Annotated in this window: 9 protein-coding genes; all 9 read left to right on the forward strand. The window is 71.9% G+C overall.

From position 1 onward, the window contains the following. Positions 1–406 precede the first annotated feature (406 nt). Complete coding sequence (locus SACHA_RS0118485) at positions 407–2683, forward strand: cytochrome P450/oxidoreductase (RefSeq protein ID WP_019812159.1); 2277 nt, start codon at positions 407–409, stop codon at positions 2681–2683. A 114-nt stretch (positions 2684–2797) separates the two neighbouring features. Next, positions 2798–4141: an MFS transporter gene (locus SACHA_RS0118490; protein ID WP_019812160.1), complete on the forward strand. Its 1344-nt coding sequence runs from the start codon at positions 2798–2800 to the stop codon at positions 4139–4141. A 45-nt stretch (positions 4142–4186) separates the two neighbouring features. Then, on the forward strand, positions 4187–4945 hold the full coding sequence (locus tag SACHA_RS0118495) for an alpha/beta fold hydrolase (protein ID WP_019812161.1): 759 nt from the start codon (positions 4187–4189) through the stop codon (positions 4943–4945). Positions 4946–5202: 257 nt separating this feature from the next. Beyond that, positions 5203–6072, forward strand: a complete 870-nt coding sequence (locus tag SACHA_RS0118500; protein WP_019812162.1) for a DMT family transporter — start codon at positions 5203–5205, stop codon at positions 6070–6072. Next, on the forward strand, positions 6069–7229 hold the full coding sequence (locus SACHA_RS0118505) for a glycosyltransferase (RefSeq protein WP_019812163.1): 1161 nt from the start codon (positions 6069–6071) through the stop codon (positions 7227–7229). The genes SACHA_RS0118500 and SACHA_RS0118505 overlap by 4 nt, the downstream gene beginning before the upstream one ends. 198 nt (positions 7230–7427) lie before the next feature. Then, positions 7428–8903, forward strand: a complete 1476-nt coding sequence (locus SACHA_RS0118510) for a SulP family inorganic anion transporter (protein WP_198010179.1) — start codon at positions 7428–7430, stop codon at positions 8901–8903. A 97-nt stretch (positions 8904–9000) separates the two neighbouring features. Further along, complete coding sequence (locus tag SACHA_RS0118515) at positions 9001–9639, forward strand: protein-L-isoaspartate O-methyltransferase family protein (protein ID WP_019812165.1); 639 nt, start codon at positions 9001–9003, stop codon at positions 9637–9639. Between the two features lie 82 nt (positions 9640–9721). Next, complete coding sequence (locus SACHA_RS0118520; protein WP_039739840.1) at positions 9722–10438, forward strand: spermidine synthase family protein; 717 nt, start codon at positions 9722–9724, stop codon at positions 10436–10438. Between the two features lie 134 nt (positions 10439–10572). Beyond that, positions 10573–11278, forward strand: a 706-nt coding sequence (locus SACHA_RS23050; protein WP_039739772.1) for a YeeE/YedE thiosulfate transporter family protein, incomplete at its 3' end; no start/stop codon positions are given.

The following is an 11278-nucleotide window of genomic DNA, read 5'->3' on the forward strand; positions in this document are numbered from 1 at the left end:
GGTCGGCCTGGCCACCGCGGTCCACGCCGGCGACCAGCCCGCGGTCGAGTACAGCGTCGGCGTCGTGGCCATGGACGGCCTGGACACCGCCACCGCCGCCGACGCCGTCCGCACCGCCGCCCACGACCTCACCCACCTCCTCACCTCCTGACCCACCCACACCCCACTCCCCCGGGAGGGTGTGTGCCGTGAGGGGCACTTTCCCTGCGTATGACGCAGCGAATGTGCCCCTCACCGCGTCCGGCGCAGGGAATGTGCCCTTCACGGCAACCTCCGGGCCCGCACATTCGACGGCGGCACCGGGTCTTGACGTCGGTCAGCGGGGTACCTAGCCTCTGCGCAGTTCGCTTATCGCTACAAGGTGTGCGATATCGGTAAATGAGCAGCTCACGGAGGCAGTGTGGCCATGAGCACAGGGGCATGTCCGTTCAGTGACCGGGCGGCGGCGTTCGACCCGTTCGGCGACGAGTACCAGGCCGACCCGCCGGAGGCGGTGCGGTGGTCCCGGGACGAGGAGCCGGTCTTCTACAGTCCCGCACTCGGCTACTGGGTCGTGACGCGCTACGACGACGTCAAGGCCGTGTTCCGGGACAACGTCACCTTCTCGCCGTCGATCGCGCTGGAGAAGATCACCCCGGTCTGCGACGAGGCGACGGCCGTGCTCGAGAAGTACGACTACGCGATGCACCGGACGCTGGTGAACGAGGACGAACCGGCGCACATGCCCCGCAGGCGCGCCCTACTCGACCCGTTCACGCCGACACACCTCGTCCACCACGAACCGATGGTGCGCCGGTTGACCCGCGCCTACGTCGACCGCTTCGTCGACACCGGGGAGGTCGACCTCGTCGACGGGATGCTGTGGGAGGTCCCGCTCACCGTCGCGCTGCACTTCCTCGGCGTGCCCGAGGAGGACATGGACACCCTGCGCCGGTACTCCATCGCGCACACGGTGAACACCTGGGGCCGCCCCTCCCCCGACGAGCAGGTCGCCGTCGCGGAGTCGGTGGGCCGGTTCTGGCAGTACGCGGGCGAGGTCGTCGACAAGCTCAAACGCGACCCGTCCGGCCCGGGATGGATGCCCTACAGCATCCGGCTGCAACGCGAGATGCCGGAGATCATCACCGACTCCTACCTGCACTCGATGATGATGGCCGGGATCGTCGCCGCCCACGAGACCACCGCCAACGCCGCCGCCAACGCGATCAAGCTGCTGCTGGAGAACCGCGCGGTGTGGGACGAGCTGTGCGCCGACCCCGGCCTCATCCCGAACGCGGTCGAGGAGTGCCTGCGCCACTCCGGTTCGGTGGCCGCGTGGCGTCGACTGGCCACACGGGACACCACCGTCGGCGGTGTGCCGATCCCGGCCGGAGCGAAACTGCTCATCGTGAACTCGTCGGCCAACCGCGACGAGCGGCACTTCGACCACCCCGACACGGTCGACATCCGCCGGGAGAACACCACCGACCACCTCACCTTCGGCTACGGCAGCCACCAGTGCCTGGGCAAGAACCTCGCCCGGATGGAGCTGCAGATCTTCCTGCAGGAGCTCACCCGCAGGCTCCCGCACCTGGAACTGGCACCGGACCAGCGGTTCACCTACGTGCCGAACACCTCCTTCCGCGGGCCCGAACACCTGTGGGTGCGGTGGGACCCGGCGGCCAACCCGGAACGCCGGGACCCGGCCGTCCGCGACGTCGACCCGCCGGTCACCATCGGCGAACCCGCCACCCGCGCCCCGGCCCGCACCGTCACCGTCACCGACCTCACCCGGGAGGCCGACGGCGTCGTGGGCGTGACCCTCGCGGACGCCACCGGCGCACCGCTGCCGTCCTGGTCCCCCGGCGCGCACGTCGACCTCGACCTGGACGGCCTCACCCGCCAGTACTCGCTGTGCGGGGACCCGGCCGACACCGCCCACTACCGCATCGCCGTGCTGCGCGAACCGGACAGCCGCGGCGGGTCCCGGTTCGTCCACGAGCGACTCCGCCGGGGCGACACCCTCACGATGCGCGGGCCACGCAACCACTTCCGCCTCGACCCGGACGCCCGGCGCTACGTCTTCGTCGCGGGCGGCATCGGCATCACCCCGATCGTGGCGATGGCCGACCATACCCGCGCCCGCGGCGTCGACTACGAGATCCACTACTGCGGTCGCGACGAGCCGGGGATGGCGCTGCTCGACCGGCTGCGCGCCGACCACGGCGACCGCCTGTACCCGCACGTCTCCGCCACCGGCGGCCGCCTCGACGTCGACGCACTGCTGGTCCGACCGGACGACGCCACCCGGATCTACGCGTGCGGTCCGCAGCGGCTGCTCGACGCCCTGGAGTCCGCCACCGGCCACTGGCCCGACGACGCCCTGCACGTCGAGCACTTCACCACCACGCGGCAGGCGCTCGACCCGTCCGTGGAGCACGAGTTCGACGTCGCACTCGCCGACTCCGACCTGACGGTGCGGGTCCCCGCCGACCAGACCGTGCTCCGGACGCTGCGCGCGGCCAACATCGACGTGCCCAGTGACTGCGAGGAGGGCCTGTGCGGCACCTGCGAGGTGCCGGTCCTGGACGGCGACGTCGACCACCGGGACGTGGTCCTCACCCGGTCCGAACGCGCCGAGGGCGGCCGCATGATGGCGTGCTGCTCCCGCGCCCGCGGAGGGCGGCTCACCCTCGGCCTCTGAGTTCGGGCCGCACCCCCCCGACCCGACCGGTGCCGCGACGGCGCGACCCGGCGGCACCGTGCTCCGATCCTCCGAGATCCCAGGTTTCCCCGACCCAGGAAAGGCATCCCGACAATGACGTCACCCGTCGAGCAGAAGGCCGCGCAGGCCGGAGCTCCCGCTCCCCCGGCCGCCCGCGGCTTCCGGCGTGTCCTGGCAGGCAGCATGGCCGGGGCCGTGCTGGAATGGTACGACTTCGCCATCTACGGCATCCTCGCCGCGACCGTGCTCGGCCCGCTGTTCTTCCCCGGCGAGGGCGAGGTCATGAAACTGCTGATGGCCCTGGCGACCCAGGGAATCGGCTTCGTCGCCCGCCCGCTCGGCGGAATCGTGTTCGGCCACCTCGGCGACAAGTTCGGCCGGAAACCCATGCTGGTCACGACCTTCCTCCTGCTGGGACTGTCCACGGCGGCCATCGGACTGCTGCCCACCTACGGGCAGATCGGCATCACCGCCACCGTCCTGCTCGTGCTGCTGCGGCTGACGCAGGGCTTCGCGCTCGGCGGCGAGTTCGGCGCGGCGGTGCTCATGGTCAGCGAGTACGGCGAGCCGCGGCGGCGCGGCTTCTGGGCCTCGTGGCCGCAGGCGGGCGCCCCGATGGGCACCGTGCTCGCCACCTCCGTGGTCAGCGTGATCACCCTGTTCGTCTCCGACGCGGCCTTCGACTCGTGGGGCTGGCGGCTCGCGTTCCTCGTCGCGCTCCCCCTGCTGGTGATCGGCTTCTGGCTGCGCCGCAGCGTCGAGGAGTCCCCGGTGTTCCAGGCCGCGCAGGCCCGTCAGGAGACCAGGACCGTCACCCCACGGAAGCGCTCCAGCATCCTCGACGCGCTGGCCAATCCGCGTCAGGTGTTGCACGGCCTCGGCGTGCGGCTGGGCGAGAACATCGCCTTCTACATCTACACCGTCTTCGTGATCGCCTACGCCACCACCTCGTTCGGCTACGACCGCGGGGACGTCGTGCTGGCGGTGACGTTCGCGTCGCTGTTCCAGTTCGTCGGGATGCTCGGCGGCGGACGGATCTCCGACAGCGTCGGCCGTAAGCCTGCGATGATCGTGCCGTCGGTGATCCTCGTGGCGTGGGCACCGCTGTTCTTCTGGCTCGTCCAGTTCGAGAGCCTGCCGCTGCTGTGGCTCGGGGTGTGCGTCGGCGCGTTCTTCCACGGTGTGCTCGCCGGCACCGAGGCCGCGTGGATCACCGAACTGTTCCCCACCCGTCACCGGTTCGCGGGTTCGTCGTTGGTGTTCCAGGGCTCTTCGATCATCGCGGGCGCCCCCGCTCCGTTCATCGCCGTGTGGCTGATCGACCGGTTCGGCGTCGCCAGCGTGATCGCCTACCTGGTCGTCACGATGGGCATCACGGTCGTCGCCGCGGCGACCAGCCGGGAGAGCAGGAACCGCGATCTCGACGCGATCGAGTGAGACCCGGGCACCGCGCCGAGCGACAACGGAGTTGGAGGACGCGACGTGGCTCAAGCCTACGACAGCATCGGCACCGGCGACCATCCCGTGCTCGTGGTACATGGATGGTTCGGCTCGGCCGGGGCCTGGCGGCCCGTGCTCGACCACCTGGACACCGGCACGTTCCGCTACCTGGTCCTCGACCTGCGCGGTTACGGGCGACGCCGGGACGAGCCGGGCGAGCACACCCTCGCCGAGGCGGCCGCCGACGTGCTCGCCGTGGCGGACGAGGCCGGTCTCGACCGGTTCTCACTCGTCGGCCACTCGATGGGCGGCGCGGTCGTCCAGCGGGTGCTCGCCGACGCCCCCGAACGGGTGCGGTCGGTGGTGGGAATCTCCCCCGTCCCGGCGAGCGGGGTGCCGTTCGACGACGAGGGCTGGCAGCTGTTCTCCGGCGCGGCCACCGACCCGGGCAACCGGCGCGCCATCATCGACCTGACCACCGGCAACCGGTTGACCGGGGTGTGGCTGGACGCGATGGTGCGGCACTCCCTGGAGAACTCCACCGAGCGGGCCGTCGCCGACTACCTGCGCGCGTGGTCGGGCACCGACTTCCACACCGAGGTCGAGGGCAGCACGGTGCCGGTGAAGGTGCTCGTCGGCGAGCACGACCCGGCGCTCGGCGAGGACACCATGCGGCAGACGGTCACCCGGTGGTACCCGAACTGTGACCTGGAGGTACTCGCCAACTGCGGCCACTACGCCATGGACGAGACCCCGGTGGCCCTGGTGACCGCGATGGAACGGTTCCTGAACACCGTCTGATCCCCCGGCCCGGCCACCCACCGACCCGGACTCCCGCGGCCCCTGCCACGGGGAGTCCCGGCACAACGGCTCCCGACCGGTGACGAGGTCCCGGGGCGGCACCGATCCGTCGGCTCCGCCCCGGGACCGCTCCGTCGTGCCCGGAAAGCGTGATGGGCCTGCGACGCCGGGTGACGATCTCTACCCTGGACAGCGGTGTCGGCCGACACCGGACAGGTCAGGGTGCCGTGTGGGCGGGAGAGGCTGGAGCTGAGGAGATGGTGCTCGCCCTCGCGATCGCGCTGGCCGTGATCGGGGCGTTGTTCATCGCCGTGGGATCGGCCCTGCAGGAGCGCGTCGTCGTGCACACCCGGCTCTCCGGCGGGCAGATCCAGTTCCTGCTGCGGCTGCTGTCGGAGTCCCGGTGGTTGTGGGGCGGGGTGCTCGCCGGGATCGGGGTGGTGCTGCACGTCGTCGCGCTGAGCCACGGGCCGGTGAGCATCATCCAGCCCGTCGGCACCGCCGGACTGCTCTTCGCCGTGGTCACCAAGGCGCTGCTGGACCGGCGGCCGGTGACCACCCGCGAGCTGGTCGGCTCCGGGGCGATCATCGCCGGACTGGCGGGCCTGCTGACGGCCCTGCCGCACGCCCCGAAGGACTACCGGCTCCCGGACGGGACCGCGCTGCTGCTCGGCCTCGCCGCCCTCGCCGCCACCGGCTTCGTCGTCCTGGTGGCGTGGTGGGTGACCACCGGCAGCGCCAAGGCGGTCGCGCTGGCCCTGGCCGCGGGCGGCGCGTTCGGCGTCGGCTCCGCGTTGATCGGCCTGATCGGCCACCGCACGGTGCAGAACCCGGCCGCCGTGCTCGACTGGCCGACCCTGGTCGTGGTGCCCATCCTGGTTCTCGGGGGCGTGTCCCAGCAGCACGCGTACCGCATGCGGCGATTCGCGCTGGTCTTCGCCCTCCTGGAGGTCAGCGACCCGGTGACGGCCTCGGCCGTCGGGGTACTCGTGCTCGGCGAGCCGATGCCGGACACCGTCGCCAAGGCGGCCCAGATGGGGGTCTCCGCCTTCGTGATCGTTTTGGGGGTGGTGGTGCTGGCCCACTCGTACACCGCCCTCACGTCCGCGGAGAAGGACACGCCATGAGAATCCTGATCTCCACCGACACCTACCCGCCCGACGTGAGCGGCAGTTCGTTCTTCGCGCACACCCTCGCGGTGGGCCTCGCCGACCGTGGCCACGACGTGCACGTGGTCTGCGCCTCCGACGAGGGCCCGCGCCGGGACGTGCGGGAGGACGGGGTGCTGCTGCACCGGCTGCGGTCGGTGCCCCTCGTGATACACCCGGCCGTGCGGTTCGTGCCCCCTCCGGGAGTGCCCGCACAGCTGCGCCGCCTGGTTCCCGGGATCGCCCCGGACGTCCTGCACACCCAGGACCACTTCACCATCGGGCGCGCCGCCGTGCGGGCCGCGCGCCGGCACGACATCCCGGTGGTGGCCACGCACCACTTCATGCCGGACAACCTCCTGCCGTACCTGCCGCGCCGGGTGCACGCCCCGATCGCCCGGCGGGCGTGGACGGACTGTCTGCGCGTGTACGAGCACGTCGACCACGTGACCGCGCCGACCCGCACGGCCGCGGAACTGGTCACCGGCCGGGGATTCGACCGCGTGGTGGAACCGGTCTCCTGCGGTGTCGACACCGACCGGTTCCGGCCACCGGACGGTCCGCGGGGGCCGCTGCGCAAGGAACTCGGGTGGCCGGACCTGCCCACGGTGGTGTTCGTCGGCAGGCTGGACGCGGAGAAGCGGCTCGACGAGCTGATCCGCGCGTGGCCCGCCGTGACGCACCACGTCGACGCCCAGCTCGTGCTGGTCGGCACCGGCACGCGGCGCGGCGAGCTGGAGCGGCTGGCCGAGCACACCGGCGTGCGGCACCGGGTGCGGTTCCCCGGCTTCGTTCCCGACGCGCTGCTGCCCACCGTCTACCGGGCGGCGGACGTGTTCGCGATCCCCGGCGTGGCCGAGCTGCAGAGCATCGCCACGCTGGAGGCGGTGGCCTCCGGCCTGCCGGTCGTCGCCGCGGACGCGGTGGCCCTGCCGCACCTGGTCTCGCCCGGCCGCAACGGCTTCCTGTTCCGGCCGGGCGATGTCGACGGCCTGGCCGGGTCCCTCGTGCGCCTGCTCACCTCGGACGACCTCCGGACCCGCATGGGCACCGCGGGCCGCACGGTGGCCGCGGCCCATTCCCGCACCCGGACTCTGGAACGCTTCGAGGAGATCTACCGCACACTGCTGCGCTGAGTACCGGAACGGCTCCCGCTCACCCGACCACGTGCCCCGATTCTGATCTCGATCACACTCGGCGCCCGCGTGTGTTTACCGACAGGTAGAGTCAGCGTCCGGCGCTGCGAGCCTCACCGGAGCGGCTTGCCGTTTCCCTCCTCTTCTTTCCCCCGAGACTGAAAGTAGCTGATGTCGCCTCCTGCCTCGCTGCGCTCGATGCCCGCTGTCCTCCGCCGCCGTCCCGCCTGGCTGTCCCCCCGGGTGCTGCGCACCGAGTCCCTGGCCGGGCTCGTGGTCGCGCTGGCACTGATCCCGGAGGCGGTCTCCTTCTCGATCATCGCGGGTGTCGACCCGCGCGTGGGACTGTTCGCCTCGTTCACCATGGCCGTTACCCTCGCCGTCACCGGCGGACGCCCGGCCATGATCTCGGCGGCCACGGGTGCCATCGCGTTGGTGCTGGCGCCGCTGGTGCGGGAGCACGGCGTGGAGTACCTGCTCGCGGCCGTGGTGCTCGGCGGTCTGCTCCAGGTGGTGTTGGCGGTGTCCGGGGTGGCGCGGCTGATGCGGTTCCTGCCGCGCAGCGTCATGGTCGGCTTCGTCAACGCCCTCGCGATTTTGATCTTCCTCGCGCAGCTGCCGTATCTGACCGACGTCGCATGGCCGGTGTACGCGCTGCTCGCGGCGGGCCTGCTGATCATGGTGGGGCTGCCGAGACTGACGAGGGCGGTGCCCGCGCCGCTGGTGGCGATCGTGGTGCTGACCACCGTCACGGTCACGATGGGCGTGGCCGTTCCCACCGTGGGCGACCAGGGTGATCTCCCCGGGACACTGCCGGTGCTGGGCGTGCCCGCCGTGCCGTTCACGTTCGACACGCTGGTCACGATCGCACCCTACGCGTTCGCCATGGCCCTGGTGGGGCTGATGGAGTCGCTGATGACGGCGAAACTGGTGGACGACCTCACCGACACCCACTCGGACAAGACCCGCGAGTCCTGGGGGCAGGGCGTGGCCAACATCGTCACCGGGTTCTTCGGCGGCATGGGCGGCTGCGCGATGATCGGCCAGACAATGATCAACGTCAAGTCGGGGGCCCGGACCCGCGCCTCGACATTCCTGTCCGGCGTGTTCCTGCTGGTGCTCGTCGTCGCACTGGCACAGGTGGTGGCGCTGATCCCGATGGCCGCCCTCGTCGGCGTCATGATCATGGTGGCGGTCGGCACGTTCGACTGGCACAGCATCCGCCCGCGGACCCTGCGCCGGATGCCGCCGAGCGAGACGGTCGTGATGGTGACCACCGTCGCCGTCACCGTGGCCACGCACAACCTCGCGATCGGCGTCGTCGTCGGGGTGCTGGTCGCGATGGTGGCCTTCGCCCGCCGGGTGGCCCACCTCGTCTCGGTGGACAGCGTGCTCGACCCGGACGGCAGCACCCGCATCTACCGGGTCACCGGCCAGCTCTTCTTCGCCTCCAGCAACGACCTGGTGTTCCGGTTCGACTACGCGAACGACCCGCCCACCGTGGTGATCGACCTGTCCGACGCGCACATCTGGGACGCCTCCAGCGTCGCCGCGCTCGACGCCGTCACCACGAAGTACCGGCAACGGGGCACGGAGGTCACCATCACCGGGATGAACGACGACAGCGAGCAACGGCACAACGCCCTGGCGGGCACGCTCACCGGCGCCCACTGAGCGCGTCCCGGACACCGGGACCTCCGGCGGGACCGGTTGGACCGCCCGCGCACCGGGCACCATCCGGACGTGCGGGAACGGACGGGACGGTGACCGGATGACGACCCCGGCCGAACTGGCCCGGCAGGTGGCCGCGCACGGGGTGACCGACGCGCGGCTGCTCGCGGCGGTGCGCGCGGTGCCCCGTGCCGCGTTCGTGCCCGACGAGCACGCCGGGCGGGCCTGTTCCGACGAACCCGTTCCGATCGGGCACGGCCAGGTGAGCACCCAGCCGTCACTGTCCTGCCGCATGATCGAGGGCCTGGCGTTGTCCGGCGGGGAGCACGCGCTGGAGATCGGCACCGGTACCGGCTACCAGGCGGCCCTGCTCGCCCGGTTGGCCGCCGACGTGGTGAGCGTCGAGTACCGCGCCGATCTCGCCGCCACGGCCCGCCGGGTCCTCGCCGGGCTCGGGGTGGACACGGTGCGGGTGCTGACCGGCGACGGCACCCTCGGCGCCCCGGAGTTCGCGCCGTTCGACGCGGTCCTCGTCTCCGCCGCGTATCCCCGGGTGCCCACTCCTCTGGTCGACCAGCTCCGCGTCGGAGGGCGGCTGGTGCAGCCGATCGGCACGGGCGGGCACGAGACGGTCGTCGCGTTCGAGCGCACCCTGGAGGGGCTCGTGCGCCGGGAGGAGCTGCTGCCGGCGCGGTTCGTCCCGCTGCACGGGCGGCACGGGTTCCCCGAACCCGAGTGAGGCCGGCCCGGCACCGGGAACCGCCGACGTCGGCCCCCGTAGACTTCTCCGGTCCGTACGACGACCGCACGACGGGGTGGGCATGCGTTTCGAGGAACTGGACTGGCGGCGGACACCGCTCGGCGAGCTCACCCTGCGGCGGCGGTGGGACCCCGCCGTGCACACGGACATCTATGAGATCAAACTCGACGACGAGTTCCTCATGTCGAGCCTGTTCACCGTCTCCGAGACCCGGCTCGGGCAACTCGCGGTGGCCGAGGCACCGGGCGGGGAACTCGACGTGGCCGTGGGTGGTCTCGGCCTCGGCTACACCGCGCTGGCCGTGCTGGAGGATCCGCACGTGCGCTCGGTGGCGGTCGTGGACGCACTGGGCGAGGTGATCGAGTGGCATCGGCGGGGGCTGATCCCGGCCGGGCAGCGGCTGGGCACGGACCCGCGCTGCCACCTGGTGCACGCCGACTTCTTCGCGCTGATGCGCACCGGCGCCCCGCTCGACCCCGACTCCCCCGGACGCCGTTACCACGCGATCGTGGTGGACATCGACCACTCGCCCGCGCACCTGCTCGACCCGTCGAACGCCGACCTCTACGAGTCCGAGGGGCTGCGCCGGATCGGCGAACGCCTCACCCCGGACGGAGTGTTCGCGCTGTGGTCGAACGACCCGCCCGACGACGGGTTCACCGCACGGCTGGCAGAGCACTTCACCCACGCCCGTGCCGAGATCGTCCGTTTCCCCAACCCCCTCCAGGGCCGCGAGGCGACCAGCACCGTCTACCTGGCGAGGACCCCGCGCGACTGACCGCCGCGCACCGCGACCGGTTCCGCACTTCCGGGGCGGGCGAGCGACCACATCGTGGGATCGATGGAGCGGGCGCGGCACACATGCCTAGCGTCGGACCGTCCCCCGCACACCACGATGGAGTCACCCTGCCCATGTCCACCACAACGGATCCCGCCTCCCGACGCGACCTCCTGACCACCTCGCCGACGTCGTGCCCGCCGCCGCGCCCGGCGCCCGAGGGCCCGGTGCGGACGGCGCCGCTGGTCGTCTCCGGCCTGCTGGCGGCCGGGTCGGCCTGGTACGTGTGGGCCGGGCACGGCGAGCGTTTCGCCGCCCTGCTGCTGATCGGGGTCTTCCTCGGGGTGGCGCTGTTCCACTCCCGCTTCGGGTTCACCTCGGCCTGGCGGCAGCTCATCGGGGTCGGCAACGGCGAGGGCATGCGGGCGCACGCGCTGCTGCTGGGCACCGCGGCGACCCTCATCATGCTGATCGTGGCCACCGGGGTGGGGCTGTTCGGCGCCACCCCCGAGGTCAGCCCCGGGCCGATCGGCGTCCCGCTGTTCGCGGGTGCGGCCCTGTTCGCCGTCGGGATGCAGCTCGGTGGGGCGTGTGCCTCGGGCACGCTGTTCGCCGTCGGCTCCGGCCAGTCGACGATCGTGCTCACGCTCGGCGGGTTCATCGCCGGATCCGTGTTCTACACCTGGGCGTTCCCGGCGTTCGACGGCTGGCCCGAGGTGCCCGGGCTGCTGCTGGCCGACCACGTCGGCTGGGGCGGCTCATGGGCGATCACCGTCGCGCTGCTGCTCGGCCTCGTCGTGCTGACCCGGGTGGTGCAGGCCCGGCGCACCCCGCCGCCCC

This window comes from Saccharomonospora halophila 8, assembly GCF_000383775.1.
Classification (GTDB): domain Bacteria; phylum Actinomycetota; class Actinomycetes; order Mycobacteriales; family Pseudonocardiaceae; genus Saccharomonospora; species Saccharomonospora halophila.

Excerpts from the sequence above, each read along its gene's own strand:
- SACHA_RS0118485 (WP_019812159.1), top strand. The coding sequence starts at position 407 with ATGAGCACAGGGGCATGTCCGTTCAGTGACCGGGCGGCGGCGTTCGAC.
- SACHA_RS0118490 (WP_019812160.1), top strand. The coding sequence starts at position 2,798 with ATGACGTCACCCGTCGAGCAGAAGGCCGCGCAGGCCGGAGCTCCCGCT.
- SACHA_RS0118500 (WP_019812162.1), top strand. The coding sequence starts at position 5,203 with ATGGTGCTCGCCCTCGCGATCGCGCTGGCCGTGATCGGGGCGTTGTTC.
- SACHA_RS0118505 (WP_019812163.1), top strand. The coding sequence starts at position 6,069 with ATGAGAATCCTGATCTCCACCGACACCTACCCGCCCGACGTGAGCGGC.
- SACHA_RS0118510 (WP_198010179.1), top strand. The coding sequence starts at position 7,428 with ATGCCCGCTGTCCTCCGCCGCCGTCCCGCCTGGCTGTCCCCCCGGGTG.
- SACHA_RS0118515 (WP_019812165.1), top strand. The coding sequence starts at position 9,001 with ATGACGACCCCGGCCGAACTGGCCCGGCAGGTGGCCGCGCACGGGGTG.
- SACHA_RS0118520 (WP_039739840.1), top strand. The coding sequence starts at position 9,722 with ATGCGTTTCGAGGAACTGGACTGGCGGCGGACACCGCTCGGCGAGCTC.